The 20,072-nt window shown below is 49.1% G+C and carries 13 protein-coding genes and 5 tRNA genes; 6 read left to right on the top strand and 12 right to left on the bottom strand.

Translation table 11 applies throughout. The annotated features are described in order from the left end of the window. Positions 1-40: 40 nt before the first annotated feature. Positions 41-1,528, bottom strand: a complete 1,488-nt coding sequence (gene dnaQ / locus GA693_RS07510) for a DNA polymerase III subunit epsilon (RefSeq protein WP_160241141.1) — start codon at positions 1,526-1,528, stop codon at positions 41-43. 206 nt (positions 1,529-1,734) lie between these two features. Between dnaQ and GA693_RS07505 the strand changes: the two genes are divergently transcribed. From GA693_RS07505 to GA693_RS07480, 6 genes are all read left to right on the top strand, one after another. Next, on the top strand, positions 1,735-4,944 hold the full coding sequence (locus GA693_RS07505) for a lytic transglycosylase (RefSeq protein WP_160241142.1): 3,210 nt from the start codon (positions 1,735-1,737) through the stop codon (positions 4,942-4,944). Positions 4,945-4,971: 27 nt separating this feature from the next. Next, positions 4,972-6,810 carry an extracellular solute-binding protein gene (locus GA693_RS07500; RefSeq protein ID WP_005179213.1) on the top strand — a complete coding sequence of 613 codons (1,839 nt, stop codon included), beginning with the start codon at positions 4,972-4,974 and terminating at the stop codon, positions 6,808-6,810. A 29-nt stretch (positions 6,811-6,839) separates the two neighbouring features. Beyond that, positions 6,840-7,910 (top strand): microcin C ABC transporter permease YejB, encoded by a 1,071-nt coding sequence (locus GA693_RS07495; protein ID WP_005179212.1) that lies wholly within the window; start codon positions 6,840-6,842, stop codon positions 7,908-7,910. Next, positions 7,910-8,923, top strand: coding sequence for an ABC transporter permease (locus tag GA693_RS07490; RefSeq protein WP_075167714.1), 1,014 nt, complete (start codon positions 7,910-7,912; stop codon positions 8,921-8,923). Before GA693_RS07495 ends, GA693_RS07490 begins: the two co-directional genes overlap by 1 nt. Then, entirely contained in the window at positions 8,898-10,484 is a 1,587-nt protein-coding gene (locus GA693_RS07485; protein WP_160241143.1) for an ABC transporter ATP-binding protein, read from the top strand. Before GA693_RS07490 ends, GA693_RS07485 begins: the two co-directional genes overlap by 26 nt. Positions 10,485-10,584: 100 nt before the next feature. Beyond that, entirely contained in the window at positions 10,585-11,829 is a 1,245-nt protein-coding gene (locus GA693_RS07480) for an NADH:flavin oxidoreductase/NADH oxidase family protein (protein WP_160241144.1), read from the top strand. A 256-nt stretch (positions 11,830-12,085) separates the two neighbouring features. Here GA693_RS07480 and GA693_RS07475 read toward each other — a convergent pair. The 11 genes from GA693_RS07475 to pyrC form a co-directional block, all read right to left on the bottom strand. Then, a tRNA-Glu gene (locus GA693_RS07475) sits at positions 12,086-12,161 on the bottom strand. 44 nt (positions 12,162-12,205) lie between these two features. Then, positions 12,206-12,281 (bottom strand) — tRNA-Glu (locus GA693_RS07470). Between the two features lie 24 nt (positions 12,282-12,305). Next, a tRNA-Glu gene (locus tag GA693_RS07465) sits at positions 12,306-12,381 on the bottom strand. Between the two features lie 133 nt (positions 12,382-12,514). Continuing rightward, entirely contained in the window at positions 12,515-13,420 is a 906-nt protein-coding gene (locus GA693_RS07460) for an alpha/beta fold hydrolase (protein ID WP_171502400.1), read from the bottom strand. Positions 13,421-13,510: 90 nt separating this feature from the next. Continuing rightward, the gene (locus GA693_RS07455) at positions 13,511-14,929 is read right to left on the bottom strand and encodes an amino acid permease (RefSeq protein WP_005179201.1); all 1,419 of its coding nucleotides are present in this window, start codon (positions 14,927-14,929) and stop codon (positions 13,511-13,513) included. A 113-nt stretch (positions 14,930-15,042) separates the two neighbouring features. Further along, positions 15,043-15,118, bottom strand: a tRNA-Glu gene (locus GA693_RS07450). A 229-nt stretch (positions 15,119-15,347) separates the two neighbouring features. Further along, entirely contained in the window at positions 15,348-15,506 is a 159-nt protein-coding gene (locus GA693_RS14765; protein WP_168382599.1) for a hypothetical protein, read from the bottom strand. An 83-nt stretch (positions 15,507-15,589) separates the two neighbouring features. Continuing rightward, positions 15,590-18,115 carry a TonB-dependent receptor plug domain-containing protein gene (locus GA693_RS07445; RefSeq protein WP_228718922.1) on the bottom strand — a complete coding sequence of 842 codons (2,526 nt, stop codon included), beginning with the start codon at positions 18,113-18,115 and terminating at the stop codon, positions 15,590-15,592. Between the two features lie 125 nt (positions 18,116-18,240). Next, positions 18,241-18,316, bottom strand: a tRNA-Glu gene (locus GA693_RS07440). 20 nt (positions 18,317-18,336) lie between these two features. Then, a complete protein-coding gene (rnt, locus tag GA693_RS07435) occupies positions 18,337-18,996 on the bottom strand; it encodes a ribonuclease T (RefSeq protein ID WP_075167718.1) in 660 nt (219 codons plus the stop codon). Further along, on the bottom strand, positions 18,981-20,015 hold the full coding sequence (gene pyrC, locus GA693_RS07430; protein WP_034597856.1) for a dihydroorotase: 1,035 nt from the start codon (positions 20,013-20,015) through the stop codon (positions 18,981-18,983). The genes rnt and pyrC overlap by 16 nt, the downstream gene beginning before the upstream one ends. Positions 20,016-20,072 lie beyond the last annotated feature (57 nt).

Below are 20,072 nucleotides of genomic sequence, written 5' to 3'. Positions count from 1 at the left end.
AGGAACAGATTAAATACAAAAAATTACAATCGTCGGTTTTTTATTTGGCAAAAAAGCAGGGCTGTCCATGCTTTTCTTCAAATTGTTTGACCCAATTCTCATGTGCCTCCAGCTCTTCGGCAGAAGGCAGAATCACCGGCAATTCCATTTCAATGCTGCGACGGCCCGATTCACCGCTTTGTTCTTCATGATGGGCTGACAGGGCATCCATATCAAAGGACACCTGGCCACCGGTCATGGCCAGATAGACATCTGCCAGAATTTCAGCATCGAGCAAGGCGCCGTGGAAGGTACGGTCACGCGCCGGAATTTCATAACGCTTCACCAAGGCATCGAGCGAGTTCTTTTGTCCCGGATGCTTGTTTTTGGCCATTACCAGGGTATCGGTGACTTCACAGACTGCCGATAAATCGCCTAAACCGCAGCGGTTAAACTCCATATCCAGGAAGTTCATATCGAAGGTGGCGTTATGCGCAATAATTTCCGCACCTTTTAAATAGTCATACAGCACTGCAGCAATTTCGGCATATTTCGGCTTGTCTTTTAAAAATTCATCCGAAATACCGTGCACCACTTCCGATTCACCGACCGGTTTTTCCGGGTTGATATAAATATGAATCGAGCTGCCGGTCAGTTTGCGGTTGACCATTTCAATTGCGCCGACTTCAATAATCCGGTCACCATCCTGATAATAAAAACCGGTGGTTTCCGTATCCAGAATCAGCTGGCGTGGACCATAAGCCTGAACCGTGGCCGGGGTAATCACAATATGGGGATGCGATGACGTGTTTGCTGGCGCTGTTGCACTCTGGTTCTGGGTTTCATCTTGGATCAGGACTTCGTTCTGATTCGGGCTGTCATTTTGACTGAGGGTTTGCGTCACGGTAATGCTGTGCTGGGTCAGACTGAGATGATCCTCCTGCACCATTAGCAGTTCTTCTTCGACTTCAACGTCTAGTTGGCTGTCGTCTAGATCGAAGCCAAAAGGGTCGTCGAGCAACCAGTCAGATTCTGCTTTTTTTTTAGCCGTGCCCGGCGGGATGACTTCAGACTCAGCGCTTTTATCTTCAGTAATGATTTGTACCGGCGTCACTTTGACCTGCTGTGCAAATACCAGATCGGCCCCTTTGTTGGCCAGCTGATCGGCCATTTCATTGCCAGCATGGCCAGCGTGACCTTTAATCCAGTGCCATTCAAGTTCACGACCCTGACAGATGGCATCCAGTTTTTGCCATAGGTCCGGATTTTTCACATCTTTCCAGTTTTTCTTTTTCCAGCCGGCAATCCATTCGGTTATGCCGCGTTTGACATAGTTGGAATCGGTCCAGAGAATCAGTTTGGCCTCTGCCGGGCAGAACTGAATGCCTTCAATGGCTGCCGTCAGCTCCATACGGTTGTTGGTGGTTTCCAGTTCACCGCCATAAAGTTTGTGTTGCTGGGTTTCTGTAATGACATATGCGCCCCAACCGCCCAAGCCAGGGTTTCCACGACAAGCACCATCCACATATAGTGTGATTGTTTGAGACATAAGCCAGATCCAAAAAGAGCCAAATAAAAACCGAGCTGCTATTGTATAACGCAATTGCAGATCAGAAACGCCGAAGATGTCAATTTTTTAATTTCTTGTAACATTTATATTAGAATCGCGCTAGAGTAAAACCTTGTGTCGTAGTGATGCTTCACTACAATGTCAAATCTAAAAAATAATTTATAGACGAGTTGTTTGGATTTCCTATGTATAAACCAACCACACGCATGTGGCAGCCTATGGTCCCGGCACTATTTAAAATTACAGTTTTGGGTTCAGCGCTGGCCGCGCTCGGCATCAGCACCGGCTGTACCTCTACACAAAGTGCCAGCAAAGCGTCAACGTCGAGTCAGGTTGGTTCAGGTTATCTGGACGCCAGCAGTTTAGATTCACTGGAAGATTTATTGTCGGCCACCGACATGCGCGCGGTAGAAGGCGACCGTTTACTGATTTTAAAACACGGTGATGTCTGGAAGCGTATGACCGTAGGTTTCAAAATGGATCTGGAACACTGGAATCCGCGTATTGAAGCGCAGCGCGGCTGGTTTATTTCACGTCAGCCATATATTGACCGTTTAAGTGCGCGTGCTTCACGTTATTTGTATCACACAGTCAAAGAAGCCGAGCGCCGTGGCATGCCGACCGAACTGGCATTATTACCAGTCATTGAAAGTTCGTACGACCCGGCAGCAACCAGTAGCGCTGCTGCAGCCGGTTTATGGCAGTTTATTCCAAGTACCGGACGTATTTATGGTCTGAAACAGACCCCGCTGTATGATGGCCGCCGTGATGTGGTCGAATCGACCCGTGCTGCCTATGAATTCCTCGGTAGCCTGTATAACCAGTTTGGTTCCTGGGAGCTGGCTCTGGCCGCTTATAATGCCGGACCGGGCCGTATTCAGCAGGCGATTAACCGTAACAAGGCTGCCGGTTTACCGACCGATTACTGGTCACTGAAATTGCCACAGGAAACCATGAACTATGTGCCGCGTTTCCTGGCAGTGGCGCAAATTATTAAAAATCCAGGTGCCTACGGGGTGCGTTTGCCGCCAATTGCCAACCGTCCCCATTTCCGTGAAGTGACGGTCGGAGCGGTGAATTTAAATGATGTGGCCAATATTACTGGTCTTAGCCGTGCCGAGTTATATGCACTGAACCCGGGCCATCGTACTGACCGAATTGACAGTGCCAGCCCGATGCGGATTCTGATTCCAGCCGATTTAAGCCCAACAGTCGATGAACGTCTGAAAAACCTGCAAGGTGGTGGATTGCTGGCCAGCAACACTCGTCCTAGTGTGACGACGCAGACCACGACCAGTGCCCCAGCTACAAAAACCACCACACCCGCTTTGACGGCCAGTGTGACTCAGCGTACTGCTACGACTACACCAGCGAGCACAGCCAAAACTGCTAGCAGCACGACTACAACCAGCACCAAACGGATCAGTACGCCACGCGGTTCATCGGCTTTGGCCTCTTTTGCGGCCAATTCCGATATTCCAAGTGCTCCACGTATTCCGGTGGCCATTACCCCGGCACAGAATATTCAGCCGGTGAAGGTCGAACCGCCAATTTCAGCAGCAGAACGTGAACAGATTCTGGCGGCAGTGAAAACTGAAGACCAGAACAAAACGGTAGAAGAGGTGTTGCAGCCGGTGGCCTCTCAGGCTGAACAGGCGCAGGTGGTGGCCGAGTTAAAAGAAATTGCACCACAAGGCACTGAAATTGTCGATCCTTATGATGGCAAAATTAAGCTGACCGCGATTCAGACCAGTCTGTCGGTGGCCGAGCAGCAAGGCAAAGAGCTGACCAAAGGTTTTGCTTACCCGAAAAGTGTCGCGGATAGCACCCGTCCAGATTCAGATGAAGCCCAGCGGAACCAGGGCAAGAACGTAATCAAGACCGACACTGAAGTGGTGGTGGTGCCGCCAAAAGGCAAGCGCAGTACCTATACGGTACAGGCCGGCGATACCCTGGTGCTGATTGCCATGAAAAATGGGGTGAACTGGCGTGATGTGGCAAAATGGAACCAGATTGATCCAAACTCGACTTTATATGCCGGTACCACCATCTATTTATATGATGCCAAACCACAAGCTGCCGCGCCAGCCAAAGCCAAAGAGCAGCCGGAATCCTATGTGGTTAAAGCTAACGATACCTTAACCGGCGTGGCCAATCAGTTTGGTTTATCGGTCAAGCAACTGGCGGATTACAATAATCTGAACACAAGCAGTGGCCTGTTTGTCGGCCAGAAGCTGAATCTGCAAGAAACAGCAGAGATGCGTGCCAAGGCAGCTGAGCAGAAAGCGGCTGAAACCAAAGTGGCCACGCAAAGCTATACGGTGAAGCGCGGTGAATATCTGAAACTGATTGCGGACCGTCATGGCTTGTCCAATGCAGAACTGGCAGCCTTAACTCCGGGTCTGACTGCGGGCAGCAGTTTGCTGGTTGGACAGCGGATTAATGTGCCTGTAAGTGACTCGAAAGCCGAAGCAAAAACTGAAACGGCCGCAGAGAGTCGTCGTGCAGTGCCAAGTACATCAACAGCTGAGATTAAAACGGAAAACTATACTGTCCAGCGCGGAGACACCTTATCGAGTGTGGCCGCACAAAGCAAAATGAGTCTGGCTGATCTGGCCGCCTTAAACCAGATTTCGACCAATACCGGCCTGCGAATTGGGCAAACTTTAAAAATTCCCGCCGGTTCGACCATCCCGGATAGTTATACAGTACAGTCGGGAGATACCTTAACTGCCATTGCCAACCGCTATAACCTGAGTCTGGAGCAGATTGCCAGTTTAAATGGCATCAGCCGGACTGCCGGTTTACGTACCGGCCAGCGCCTGAAACTCAGCGGTGAGCCAGCGCTAGTGGAAGAAAGTAAGGTCAGCACAACTGCGGCAAACTCTGATATTCATATTGTAAAATCGGGTGAGACCTTAAATAGTATTGCGCGTAAATATCATTTGCAGCTGAACTATCTGGCCGCACTAAATGATCTGCCACGTACTGCTGCACTGCGGATTGGCCAGCGTTTAAAAATTGAAGGTGATCTGGACAGCAGTAGCAACCGTGCCGCGGAAAGTGCAGCGGTGAGCACCGCCAGCACGGGTAAAGCAACCGAAGCCTATACCGTTAAAGCCGGTGAGTCCTTAAATGCCATTGCCAGCCGTACCGGTATTTCGGTCGCTGAACTGGCGGCCTTGAATGGCCTGAGTCCGCGTGCCGGTTTAAGAGTGGGACAAACCCTGCAATTGCCAAAAACCATTATGGAATATAAGGTCAAGCGCGGTGATACCCTGATTGGGCTGGCCAGCCGTTATGGTCTGGAAACCAGTGAACTGGCTGATATGAACGAGATTAAACCGAATACGCAGCTGCGTATTGGAGAGATCATCAAGGTTCCGAACCTGTAATTGCCGGGCACAAGGAGTCGTGACCGCATGAACAGATCTTTATATGGCTTGAGTGCTGTGGCAACAGCACTGGCCTTGACCTCAAGCTGGAGTTGGGCTGCGCTGCAGACCACGCCGTATATCGCGCTGCACAGCAGCCCGAAATACAGCCAGCTTGCGGCCATGCCCTATGCCAATCCGCAAGCACCGAAAGGTGGCATACTGAGTCAGTCCAGCAATGGCACTTTTGACAACCTGAACAGCATGAACGGTAAGGGCAGTGCGACCGATGGGGTGAATTATCTGTTTGATTCGCTCATGACCAGCTCGCTAGATGAGCCGGGGGTGATGTATCCACTGCTGGCAGAAAAAGTGACTTATGACCCGAAGCAGACTAAATTTGTCATTTTTCATCTGAATCCAAAAGCGCGTTTTAGTGATGGCACACCGGTCACCGCGGCTGATGTCAAATTCAGTTTTGATACCTTCCAGAGCAAATCTAATCCGGGTTTGCAGATGTATATTGCCGATTTGGATAAAACCGAGGTCTTATCCAGACATCAGGTCAAAATGACCTTTAAATCCGATAACAACAGTGAAATGCCGCTGATTTTATCGGCCTTACCGATTTATTCCCAGAAAGACTGGCAGGGCAAGGACTTTAGCAGGATTACCTTGCAGCCGATGCTGGGGTCAGGCCCGTATCTGATTGAACGGATTGATGCCGGACGCAGTATTACTTATAAGCGCAATCCGAACTATTGGGGCAAAGATCTGCCGGTAAATAAGGGCCGTTATAACTTTGACCGGCTTAAATTTGTCTATTACCGCAATATGGATGTGGCCTTTGAAGGCTTTAAGTCGGGCCAATACACGCTGCATGAAGAATATACCGCGCGCAAATGGGTGACAGAATATCAGTTCCCGGCAGTGAAAGCGGGGATGGTGGTGAAATATAAGTTCCGGCATGAAAACCCGGTGCCAACACAAAGTTTTGTGTTTAATACCCGGCGTGCACCGATGCAGGATATTCATTTCCGTCAGGCGCTCAGCCATGCCTATGATTTTGAATGGCAGAATAAAGCCCTGTTTTACGGACAGTATCAGCGTTTGCAAAGTTATTTTAGCAATAGCGAACTGGAAGCCAAAGGTCGTCCAAGCGCGGCGGAGCTGGCACTGTTAAAGCCGTATTTAAAACAGTTGCATCCGGTGCAGCGTCAGGGGGTGCTGGCCAACTGGAAATTCCCGGTCAGTGATGCCAGCGGTTTTAACCGCAGCGGTCTGCTCAAAGCCCGGCAGATCCTGCTGAATGCCGGCTATCGCTTCAAGGATGGCCGTTTGCTTGATCCGAAAGGCAACACCATCCAGCTGGAATTTTTAATTCATCAGGATGGCTTGCAGCGTACTTTAATGCCTTTTGTGCGCAATTTAAAACGTCTGGGGATTGTGGTGAATATCCGTCAGGTCGATGTGCCGCAATATATTGAACGGATGCGCCGGGCAGAATTTGACTTAAGCACCATGGTCTTGCCACAGTCCTTAAGTCCGGGCAATGAACAGGCGCAATTCTGGAGCAGTGCCGCGGCAGATCAGCCGGGCAATTATAATTATGCCGGCATCAAGAATCCGGTCATTGATGACATCATTCAGAAAATTATTTACGCGCCTGACCGCCAGCAGCTGATTGTCCGGACCAAAGTGCTGGACCGCTTATTACGCGCTGGTTATTACCAGATTCCGACCTATGGCAAAGGCGAGCACTGGCTGGCCTACTGGAATATGTACCAACAACCGAAAATAAAACCAAAACTTTCCATTGGACTTGATTACTGGTGGAGTGATGCAGCCGGGGCGCAAAAAGTAGCCCAGTATCTGCGTAAACAATAAGCTGGCTTTGCCACAAGGATGCTGAGCGCATGGGAACCTATATCCTGAAACGTGTGTTGCTGATTATTCCCACACTGTTTCTGATTTTGCTGATTAACTTTATTGTGATCCAGATTGCCCCGGGCGGTCCGGTCGAGCAGGCAATTCAGCAGGCAGAAGCCTTTCAGGGCATGGGCGGGAGTGGCAGTGCCGAAACTGCTGCGGCCGGTTCAACGCCCTATCAGGGCGCCAAAGGTCTAAGTGATGAAATGGTGGCTAAAATTGAAGCGCAATATGGGTTTGATAAACCAATTCATGAGCGTTTCTGGCTAATGCTGAGCAGCTATCTGCAATTTGATTTTGGCACCAGCTTTTTTAAAGACAAGCCGGTGACCCAGCTGCTGTGGGAAAAACTGCCGGTATCGCTGTCTTTAGGATTGTGGAGCACCTTGCTGATTTATCTGGTGTCTATTCCACTCGGGATAAAAAAAGCCCGTCAGCATGGTCTGATCTTTGATAAAGCCACGTCTATTTTGCTGGCCATTGGCTATGCCATTCCGGCCTTTGCTTTTGCGATTTTATTGATTGTATTTTTTGCCGGTGGTTCCTATTTTCAGTGGTTCCCGCTACAGGGATTGGTCTCGGAAAACTTCGATCAGCTGAGTCTGCTGGGTAAAATCAAAGACTATTTCTGGCATATGACCTTGCCGCTGCTGGCGATGGTGATTGGTGGATTTGCCGGGTTGACCTACTTAACCAAATACTCGTTTATGGAAGAACTGAATAAACAGTATGTGCTGGCGGCACGCTCCAAAGGCCTGACCGAATCGCGGGTGCTGTATGGCCATGTTTTTCGTAACGCCATGCTAATTGTGATTGCTGGCCTGCCGGAAGCATTAATTGGGATTTTCTTTGTCGGTAACCTGTTTATTGAAATTATTTTTAACCTCGATGGTCTGGGATTGCTGGGCTTTGAAGCGATTGTACAGCGTGATTATCCAGTAATTTTTGGCACCCTGTTTATTTTTACCTTGTTAGGATTAGTCCTCAGACTGATCAGCGATGTGCTGTATCAGGTCATTGATCCACGGATTAATTTTGAATCACGGGGGGCCAAATAATGTCTCCCTTGATGCAGGCGCGGCTCCAGCGTTTTAAACAGAACCGGTTGGGATTTGGCTGTTTTATCGCCTTTGCCCTGATTTTTATCTTGTCCTTAGCAGCCGAGCTGATCGCCAATGACAAGCCGCTGCTGGTCAAATATGAAAACAGCTTATATATGCCGGTGTTCAAGGCTTATCCTGAAACCACTTTTGGCGGGGTCTTTGAAACCGAAGCAGAATATAAGGACCCGGCCGTGCAGCAACTGATTCAGGACCAGGGCTGGGCCATCTGGCCACTGATTGAATATTCTTATCAATCGCCGAATTTAGAGCTGGCTGTGCCGGTGCCGTCACCACCGACCAGCGATAACTGGCTCGGGACCGATGATCAGGGCCGGGATGTACTGGCGCGGATTCTCTATGGCCTGCGGGTATCGCTGCTATTCGGATTTGCCTTAACGCTGGCCTCTGCTGCGCTCGGCATTATCGTCGGGGCGATACAGGGCTATTATGGCGGTTGGGTCGATTTGCTGGGACAGCGGATTCTGGAAGTCTGGGGCGGTTTACCGATGCTATTCATGGTGATGATTCTGGTCAGTATGTTTAGTCCGAGTGTGTACTGGCTGTTTCTGATTATGCTGCTGTTTGGCTGGCCGACCCTGGTTGGACTGGTCCGGGCCGAATTTTTAAGGGCACGTAATTTTGATTATGTCCGTGCTGCCCGCAGCCTGGGTGTGAGCGACCGTACCATCATGTTCCGGCACATCTTGCCCAATGCCATGAGTTCAAGTCTGTCACAACTACCCTTTATGCTGACTGCGAATATTACCGCGCTGACTGCACTGGATTTCCTCGGTTATGGTTTGCCGCCCGATGCTGCATCTTTAGGCGAACTGCTGCTACAGGGCAAGAATAATTTAAATGCGCCGTGGCTGGCATTGTCGGGCTTTTTTACCCTGGCAATTGTTTTATCTTTACTGATTTATATTGGAGAGGCGACCCGTGATGCATTCGATCCAAGACGCCAGTAAGCGCACGCCGGTGCTGACGGTACAGCAGCTCCAGATTCAGCATCAACAGCAGCTATTGGTGCACAATTTAAATTTTGAATTGCACGCTGGCGAAACACTGGCGCTGGTCGGTGAAAGTGGTTCGGGTAAATCGGTGAGTAGTCTGGCCTTGCTGGGCTTGTTGCCGAGTCAGCTACAGATTCAGGGGCAGGCACTGTTTCAGGGGCAGGATCTGCTACAGCTGAATCCGGTACAACTACGCCAGATTCGCGGCCAGCGCATTGCCATGATTTTTCAGGAGCCGATGACGGCATTAAATCCGCTGCATCGGGTAGAAAAAATTATTGGCGAAAGCCTGCTGTTACAGGGGCATTCCAAGGCGGAAACCCGGCAACGCGTGCTGCAATTGCTGCAAGATGTTGGCATTCCCCAGCCGGAAGATAAACTGAAGCGTTATCCGCATGAACTGTCTGGCGGGCAGCGCCAGCGGGTGATGATTGCCATGGCCTTGGCGCTTGATCCGGACATCCTGATTGCCGATGAACCGACCACTGCGCTGGATGTAACTTTACAGGTGCAAATTCTGGATCTGCTGCAAAGCTTACAGCGCAGCCGGCAGATGGCCATGATTTTAATCAGCCATGATTTGAATCTGGTGCGGCATTATGCCGATCAGGTCATTGTCATGAACAAAGGCCAGGTCGAGGAGCAGGGGCCGGTTGAACAGGTCTTTCATGCGCCGCAGCAGGCCTATACCCGGGAACTGCTGCATCATGATTTTGGTCAGGCTTTACAGGTAGAGGCGACTCAGCCTTTATTGCAACTGCAACAACTGGGTGTGAAGTTTCCCATTAAGCAGGGTTTACTCAATCGGGTCAAAAATTATTTTGTCGCGGTGGAGCCGCTGGATTTAAATCTGGCCCAAGGCGAATCCATCGGTATTGTCGGGGAAAGTGGTTCCGGTAAAAGCTCGCTGGCGCTGGCGATTTCGCGTTTAACTGCCAGTGAGGGCAAAATTGATTTGCTGGGCCAGGACTTGAACCAGCTTTCGGAAAAGCAGCTGCGGCCATTACGCAGTGAATTTCAGATTGTATTTCAGGACCCGTTTAGCAGCCTGAATCCGCGTTTAAATGTCGAGCAGACCATTGGCGAAGGGTTGGCCTTACAAAAGCTGTCAGCATCCGAAATTCAGCAGCGTATTGATCTGGCACTGGAAAAAGTTGAATTGCCGGTCAGTTTTAAAACCCGTTATCCGCATGAACTATCCGGTGGACAGCGGCAACGGATTGCACTGGCACGTGCGCTGGTGCTGAAACCGAAACTGCTGATTCTGGATGAGCCGACCTCGGCGCTGGACCGCACCACACAACGCGCCATCGTTAAACTGTTGCGGCGTTTGCAGCAGCAGGAGCAGATGAGCTATCTGTTTATCAGCCATGATTTGCAGGTGGTCAAGGCCTTGTGTCAGAAGGTATTGGTGCTGAAACATGCCAAGGTGATGGAATTCCAGCGTACTGAAGATCTGTTTGCACAGCCACAAACTGACTATACCCGGCAGCTGATTCAGGCCAGTCAATACTAAGCGGTAACGATTTTTGACAATACGAGTTGTCAAAATTTGCTTGACCATTGGGGTAATTCAATGGAGTATTTGCTCTAGACCACAATGTCAGGATTGACCAATGAGCCAGATTGCAGATCAGCTTCAAATTAGAAAGACCACATTTAAAAACCGCATCATTAAAGGTGCTATGAGTGAGGCGCTGGCCAATACGGCTGGTCAGCCGAACCAGTTACATTTGGGCTTATATGAGGCCTGGGCCAAGGGTGGGCTGGGCTGTGCCATTACCGGCAATGTCATGGTGGATATTCGTGCCAAAAATGAACCGGGCGTGGTGGCCATTGAATCAGAACGTGATCTGGCCAAGTTGCAACAGTGGGCACAGATTGGCAAGCAGTATGGCATGGTGCAACTGGTGCAGCTGTCGCATCCGGGACGGCAATGTCCGAAAGGCCTGAACAAAGAAACCGTCGCGCCTTCCGCCGTACCGTTTAGCCCGGCCTTGGCCACCACCTTTGGCACACCGCGTGAACTGCGTGAAGATGAGATTCTTGATATTATCCAGCGCTTTGCCTGCGCAGCGCAGATCTGTGAGCAGGCCGGTTTTGAAGGGGTGCAGCTGCATGGCGCACATGGCTACTTAATCAGCCAGTTTTTATCACCGCTAACCAATAAACGCCAAGATCGTTGGGGTGGCTCGATTGACAACCGGATGCGCTTTTTGCTGGAAATTTATCAGGCGGTGCGCGCTGCGACCTCTGAAGATTTTATTATTTCGGTCAAGCTGAACTCGGCGGATTTCCAGCGCGGTGGTATTAGTGAGGAAGATGTGATTCAGGTCTTTAAAGCGATTGATGCTGCCGGAATTGACCTGATTGAAGTATCGGGGGGGACTTATGAAGCACCGGCCATGGCCGGAGTAAAAGCGGAAAAACGCAAAGCCTCGACTTTAGCGCGTGAAGCCTACTTCTTGGAGTTTGCGGAGCGGATCCGCCAGGAAGTTCGTTGTCATTTAATGGTGACCGGCGGTTTCCGGACCGTACAAGGCATGAATACGGCACTGGCCAGCGGCGCCTGTGATTTTATCGGGATTGCTCGCCCATTTGCGGTAGAGCCAGATCTGGCACATCGTTTGCTGGCAGGGCAAGACGTGCGTTATGGTGTCGATAAAATTAAGACCGGCATTCCACTGGTTGATAAAATGGCAATTATGGAAATTATCTGGTATGCCGCGCAGTTCAAGGACATTGCCCAAGGCAAACAGCCGAATCCAAAACTCTCGCCTTTAAAAGTATTTTTTAAATATTTAAAAGGCAATTTGACCGCGGTAATTAAAGGGCAGATTAACTCGCGTAAATCGGCCTAAACAGAAATGGGGAATGAGGGTGATCCATCCCGATTCCCCATCTACGCTTTATTCAGCCTTTTTGAGCATTTCCATCCATATTCACAGGAGATTGTATGAAGTGGATGAGGATCTGGGTGCAGGTGGTATGACTGTTTTAAACGGGTGATAGTATTTTTCCTAGCTCCCGTTCTGTACAAATAAAAAGTTGTAGCAATAAAAAAGCCCAAGTCGCAATGCTTGGGCTTTTTTATGAATCACGTATGTGACCCGAATATGGCGTCCCTACGGGGATTCGAACCCCGGTTACCGCCGTGAAAGGGCGATGTCCTAGGCCTCTAGACGATAGGGACAGTGCAGAAGAATATTTTAAACCGCTTCTTTTGATTGGAAGAAGTGGCGTCCCTACGGGGATTCGAACCCCGGTTACCGCCGTGAAAGGGCGATGTCCTAGGCCTCTAGACGATAGGGACTTAATAAAATATTACTTCTGAAATTGGCGTCCCTACGGGGATTCGAACCCCGGTTACCGCCGTGAAAGGGCGATGTCCTAGGCCTCTAGACGATAGGGACGTTTCAGAGGTGGGCGTATATTAGGGTGAAAAAAGGAGGGTGTCAAACGCTTTTCTACAATTTTCTGGCTGCAAGGCTTTTAAGCGAATAAATTTAGAACAATTTGCATAAATCAGGTGAAAATTCCCTCAATTTAAGCACTTTCTGGCAGTAACTCGACCAAGGCCTCTAAGACTTGGGGATGCTGTAAATAGCCATAGACTTCATGAGGACGATCTACCGGAGTTTGTACCTGCTGGTTCAGAATGGCCGGTTTAAAATGAAACGGTGGTTCCGACAGTGGAAAGGCGGTCAGAAAATCATCCGGAGAATAAAAATTAATCCAGTCGCCATGCAGGGCAGCCGGGCGCTGAATTGGCTGTTGTAAATGCTCCTGAATCACCCGAAAGGCCAGCGGCGAACCGAGGGTAATAAAGCGTGCAATATTCAGTTCCGGATGCTGAATTAACAGATTATAGGCAATTACCGTGCCTAAGGAATGCGCCAGAATAATATGGGTGTCATCCTGACAGAGCTGGGCATAAATCCGGCTGTGTACCTCTTGAATAAAATGCGGATCGGCCAGGTATAAATAGGCTTCGACCAGAAATTTATGCAACAAGCTGGCATACAGTTTGGGAAAATAATTGATCAGCCGGGCAAAATCACGCAGTGCAATATCCCGGCTTAAGGCACTGAGCCATTTCAGTTTCTGGTTAAAGTTGAGCGCATCATAGACTTGCAGATGCGGAATATTGCAATCGCCGGGGCGATGTTCTTCCACCATTGTGGTCGGTTTTTGGATTTTGACTGGATGTAGCAGTGGAAAATGCGGCCAGTGCTGCGGCATCAGGGTGCTGGCATTTAAAGTATTTTGCAGATGATGTTTGGAGAGCAGATCGCCATAAAACGGCATGCAGATGGCCTGTTTTAAATCGGCAAAAAAATGGGACTGCTGGCTGCGTTTTAAACCCTGCTCCAGTATTGATAACCACAGTCGACGCAGTGAATCGGCAGTCTGGTGTTGCTGATTCATCCCATGAATGCAAATAATATTCATTGTCGGGCCAGCATGTGAATGAGAATGGCTTTATTTAACAGTATAAATAAAAAAAGAGCGGCCGGGGCCGCTCTTTACTGCAAATCCTGATCAGATTTTTTTATGATAAAAACGGTAATAGCTGATATAGCAGGCTGCAATAAAGATTAAACAGCCAAAGAAACTGATGCGCATGGATGGATCAAATACCATACTCAAACAGGTAATCAGACAGAATACAAAGCCCAGAATTGGCACAATCGGGAACAATGGTGCGGCAAAGCCCAGCTCTTTCACGCTACGACCCTGTTTATACCATTCACGGCGGAAGTTGAAATGACTTAAGCAGATACTCATCCAGACCACCACCATGGTAAAGGCCGCAATACCGAGCAGGTTGGTAAAAATCAGCTCAGGTGCAAACTGCTCAGACAGCAAGCCTGGCATTGCGCCCAGCATGGTGACCATCACTGCCACATAAGGAATACCACGCGAGTTGACCTTGGAGAAAACCTGCGGCAACTGCTTCTGATACGACAATGACCACATCATCCGCGATGCTGCAAACAAACCTGAGTTGGCGGCAGACAGTAAGGCGGTAATGATCACGAAGCGGATAATATCTTCTGCGTATGGAATCCCGATGTGCTGGAACACGGTCACAAATGGACTGCTACTCACGCCCTCAGCGGCCAGACCGGCTTCCTGATGCGGCAATAACGCAGTCACAACCAGAATGGTTCCGACAAAGAAAATCAGCAGGCGGAAAATCGCGGTGTTGATGGCTTTTGGAACGTTTTTGGCCGGGTCTTTGGTTTCACCAGCGGCCACACCAATCAGTTCGGTGCCAGAGAAGGCAAAGTTCACAATCAGCATGGTGGTGAAAATCGGGAATAAACCTTCCGGGAACCAGCCCTGTGCGGTTAAATTGCTAAACAGCGGCGCAGATTCATAGCCCTGATAGCCGATCACGCCGAAAATGGCCAGCAGACCGAGCAGAATAAAGGCCACCACGGTCACGACTTTGACCAGTGCCAGCCAGAATTCGGATTCAGCAAACCAGCGGCTAGACACCATATTTAAGGTAAAGACAAATACCCCAAAAATAATGGTCCATAACCACATCGAGATGTGCGGGAACCACTCCTGCATCAGCAGGGCGGCTGCGGTAAATTCAGTCCCCAGGGTGACTGACCAGGTTAGCCAGTACAGCCAGGTGACGGTATAGCCTGTTCCGGGTCCAATATAACGTTTGGCATAAGCACCAAAAGAACCGGATTCAGGCATATGGACAGCCAGTTCGCCCAAACACAGCATAACCATGTAAGCGATCACGCCGCCCAGAAAATAAGCAAGAATGGCACCTACAGGCCCCGTTTGTGCAATGACTTCACCCGAACCTAAAAATAAACCGGTTCCGATTGCACCACCAAGTGAAATCATAACCAGATGTCGAGTACTCATAGCGCGTTTTAAAGGCGCAGAATTGCCCTGATGCGTAGCATCATTCGGAGAATGAGATGTCTGCATAAGAGTAGGAGAATAAAAGAATAGAGAAGCAGGCTATTGTAGAGAAAAACTACAAATCTGCAATCAATAATCAAAACAATTGGGTTAGAAGTAGTCGTCTGGCGCGATTTAGATGGCGTCCCTACGGGGATTCGAACCCCGGTTACCGCCGTGAAAGGGCGATGTCCTAGGCCTCTAGACGATAGGGACGTTGCGAGGTGAGGGCTATATTAGGGATTTGCCTCAAAGATGTCAATTTGATGACGGGAATAATTCCATGATTTGGATTTATTTGTCTAAAAAGTATCTGTTTAGGCTGTTGGAAAATTTATCGTTTGATGATGGCCACCCGGTTTTTAATAAGCACTTCAATCTGCACCGGATTTTAACCCATGAGCATCTGCACGACTCATCGTACTGGAGATAAAAAAGACCACATTTAGTGGTCCGGGGTTTGGTACTCAGGTGCTTGTGGCTGCGGCGCGGCCTGTTCAGCCGGTGCGGGCGCTTGCGGTGCTTTGCTATCACGCGACACAATGTACAGATAAAGCACCGAAGGCAGCAAAATAATCAGAACCAGAAAAATCTTTTTTAACATTGTCTTATAAAAAAAGCATGGGAAATTACTGCAATTATAGCGGATGCACAGTCTAAAAGTGCAAGCCTGTGCATATTTCCACGCTAGAATTTAAAGGTCACATCGGCAATAAACTGCCGGCCAATGTCGGGCTGGGCGCTGCCGCTGCTGTCAATAAAGCTGTTGGCGCGGTTGGTGACATTGTTAATAGTCAGACCCAAAATGGTTTGGGTATCTTTAAAAGATGGAATCCGGTAGCTGGCTTTTAAGTCCCAATAAAACTTGTTCTGGGTGGTGTACGGCGTATAGGCATCATGCTGCACGCCCTGTGCGTCGGTATAGCCTTTGGCCTCACGTTTTAGGGCATCAACTTTACCCTGATAACTCAGGAAATGGCTGAGCGTTAGCGGCAGGCGGTCAAACTGCATCTCCCAGTTCAGACGCACGGTCCACGGCACATGAAACTCATGGGCAGGGCGATCCTCGGCATCAATCAGTTGCCCCTTATAATAGACTTGCGGGGTGGCGGTCAGAATATCGGTACTGTCGTAATGATCAAAATTGCGCGTGGTTTCGGTATAGTCTGCATTCAGGGCCAGACGATGCTGTGCACCTAAAAATGCCAGTGGCGCCAGGTTGCGGATGGAAAGTGAATAAATATCGGATGCAGAGCGACCGCGATTGTCATAGCTATAACTCAGATCTTCCAGATTCATTTTAGTTTTACGTAACTGGTCCTGATTGTCACGGTTGACCCATTTCAGGCTGAGTGCGGTATTGTTCAGTTTGGAACTCAGGCCGAGTACGGTTTCATCGCTATACGGGGTTTGTAGCTTGGAGCGATAGGTGAAACTGGTCTTTCCTGCGGTTTTGGGTGTCCAGCCTTGTTCCAGCTGCGTGCGTGTATATTTTTGCTCAAACTGGTCAATCCGGTCATTCAGTTCATTCACAAACGCATTTAGCCCGTAATAGCGGTTCCAGCCACCCAACAGGGTTAAGCGCTCATTACCAAAAGGACGGATTTCTAGTGCGGTTCTGGGGGCAACATTGTTCTGTTTATGGATGGAATCATAGTCACTCCGGAAGCCCAAGGTTGCGCTCAGATACTGATTCCAGTGAATCTGGTCTTCAATAAAGGCATGCCAGCGATCCTGACGGATATCCAGTTGACCGGCATAATAGCTGGTTTTGCTGCTTAAATACTGGCCTTGATATTTTCCATCCAGACTTGGCGCAGTATCACAGGCATCATATAGAGTGCCATTATCAGACTGGCAGTCGGCACCGTTTAAATTTAAAGGCGTAGCATATACGTGGGCAGTTTCAGGGCGTTGCCAGTAAGCAGCATAATGGCCATAGCCGGCCCCGATTTTAAACTGATGCCGCAAAGATGCGGTTTCAATCGGCTCAAACAGGGCTTTAATGGTGTATTCCAGCCGGCTTTCTTGCTGCTTTAAGCCGCCCATATGACCTTCAAAGCTATATTTGTCCTTGCCCCAGTTTTTGCTGCTCGAGTTGAGCCAGCTATAGTGATTCTGGGCAGCCTGACGTCCCGCTTGCTGGCGTTGATAGTTCAGCTGCTGGGTCAGCAAGACACTGTCGAGCTGGTTGTTCAGATTAAAATACAGGTTCTGGCTGTTCGAGTGCTGGGTCGATTCAGAATCACGGATATTGGATTTAAAATACAGTCCATCATTTTCCAAAAAGCTCGCACCCAGCTTAAACGAAGTACGTTCAGAGGGATCATAAAATAATTCCACACCGGCATTGCGGGCCTGACGCTGCTGTTCAAATTGCCCTGATTCGGCAAAATCTGTTTTTAAGGGAATGGCTGAATGCCGGTATGAAGCAAAGGCATTAAAACCCCATTGTTCACTGAGCCGACCATAACTGTTCAGGCTAATGCCCTGTTTGGTGAAGTAGGGCTGTGCCGACTCATCGCTCGAATCTTCAAAAGCATCCCGGCTGTCCTGAGAGGGGAAATTGACTTTTGACCAGGCATCTGAGGTGTAGTCATAACTGAGCGAACCGTGAATTTTGCCAATTTCAGTTTGCGGAGCGCAGGTTTCGGCAGAAACCACGCCGCCGGTAAATTCTCCATATTCCGCCCCGACATTACTGTCTAACACGGTCAGTTTACACAGTAGGTCGGTATTAATGGCAGCAGTCTGTGAATTGCCCATTAGCTGGTTGGGATGATTGGATTGCTGTGCGCCCACCGGATTAATCGTATTGTTGATGGAGAGGCCATTGATCAGAATCTTGTTATCGTAAGCCAATCCGCCATTAATACTGATATCGGCCGCGTTCAGTTCACCTTGCTGCAAGCTGCTGCGAAAGCGGTGACCGAGCTGCACGTTCGGATTCACCTTTAAAAAGTCGGTGATGTTCTTGCTGCTATTCGGGCTTTTCTTTAAATCTTCCTGTTTATAGACTGTTTTTCCCAGCGCATTTTCCTCTTTGGCCTCGACCACAATGGTCGACAGTTTGAGCGAGGGAGAGAGGGTGGTAGGTTCTGATTCTTGAATCTGTTCAGCAAAACTAAGGGAGCTGAAGCTGCTTAAAATGGCCACAGACAAGCTGGAATAGGCAAAACGCATGAGATGTGTTTTTTGTAAAAGATAATGCAAGCGATTATCATTAACTTGATGGACTTAATCAATAGAAATGAGAATTATTTGCAATAACAGCTTAAATAAACAACAGTGCTGTGCAAAGAAGAATGAATAACAAACAGGAGGGGAGAGAAATGAGATGGCGTCCCTACGGGGATTCGAACCCCGGTTACCGCCGTGAAAGGGCGATGTCCTAGGCCTCTAGACGATAGGGACGTTTAGAAGATGGCGGTATCTTATTGATCCGCCACCAAGGTGTCAAGTAGATGCGGGGTGAGTTTGTTTAAAATATAACAGAACAGTTCCGCGGTCTTTTGTGTGTCGTACAGGGCAGAGTGCGCTTCTTTGCCATCAAATTCAATGCCGGCCTGAATACAGGATTTGGCCAGTACCGTTTGACCGAACATCACTGCGCTTAAGGTTACGGTATCGAGTACGGAAAAGCTATGAAACGGATTCTGGTTTTTGGTACTGGTACGGGCAATGGCCGCCTGTAAAAAGCCCAGATCAAAATGCGCATTGTGGCCGACCAGCACTGCATGAGTACAGTTTTGCTGGCGACGCACTTCATTCACGGATTTAAAAATACGTTTCAGCGCCGTTTTTTCATCTTCAGCCATGGCCATACGCATCGGGTTGAACGGATCAATCCCGATAAAGTCGAGTGAACGACGGTCCAGATTGGCCCCTTCAAACGGATTAATATGCGCATGATAGGCCTGACCCGGAACAAAATGGCCTTCCGCATTAAACACAATCGGAATGGCGGCTATTTCAAGTAAGGCATCGGTTTGCGAATTAAAACCTGCTGTTTCGACATCGACCACAACAGGTAAGAATCCACGGAAACGCTGACCAATTAAAGGTAGAGTTTCGTCTGTCACACTTTTCTCCATTGGATGGTTTGACCGGCATATAGCGGAACAATCTGTTCACCATCCAAATAGTCTAAACTTGCAGGAATCACTTGGTCTTCTTTAACCAGGGTAATCGTACCAGTATTACGCGGCAAACCATAGAAGTCTGCGCCAAAGTGGCTGGCAAAACCTTCTAGGCGGTCCAGTTTACCGACCTGGTCAAAGGCTTGCGCATACAGCTCAATGGCGGTTGGTGCGCTATAGCAGCCGGCACAGCCGCAGGCATTTTCTTTGGCATTTTTAGAATGCGGCGCGCTGTCGGTTCCGAGGAAGAATTTCGGATTGCCACTGGTCGCCACTTCCAGCAAAGTCTGCTGATGGGTTTGACGTTTTAAAATAGGCAGGCAGTAGAAGTGTGGTTTAACCCCACCAACCAGCATGTCATTGCGGTTAAACAGCAAATGCTGCGGAGTAATGGTAGCCGCTACGTTGCGGTCCTGCTCCAGAACAAAGTGCGCTGCTTCGCTGGTGGTGATGTGTTCTAGCACCAGTTTCAGTTTCGGGAACTGTTTTAATAAAGGTGCCAATACTTCATCTAGGAAGCGTTTTTCACGGTCAAAAATATCGACATGCTGATGGGTCACTTCGCCGTGTAACAGCAGCGGCACCTGATGTTCTTCTAACTGTTCAATCACCGCATAGACTTTACGGATGTCGCTGACACCATTGTCCGAGTTGGTGGTTGCACCGGCCGGATACAGCTTGATGGCATTGACATGCTCGGAGTCTTTAATTTTTTTCACTTCGGCTGGCGAAGTCTGATCGGTGAAATACAGTACCATGCGCGGATCAAACGCCACGCCTTCTGGCACATGCGCCATAATGCGTTCACGATAGCTGATCGCTTCTTCCACGGTTTTTACAGGCGGGACAAGATTCGGCATACAGATCGCACGTGCAAACTGTTTGGCAAGATCTGGAACTGTACGTTTTAATGCTAAACCGTCACGTAAGTGAGCATGCCAGTCATCTGGCTGTAAAAGAGTAATCGTATTCAAGGTGATGCCGATCGAAAAATAAATGGAATGATAATCTATAAACCTGACAATGATAAC

This window comes from Acinetobacter indicus (assembly GCF_009914475.1).
GTDB lineage: Bacteria > Pseudomonadota > Gammaproteobacteria > Pseudomonadales > Moraxellaceae > Acinetobacter > Acinetobacter indicus.
This window is presented reverse-complemented; position numbering and strand designations above follow the sequence as displayed.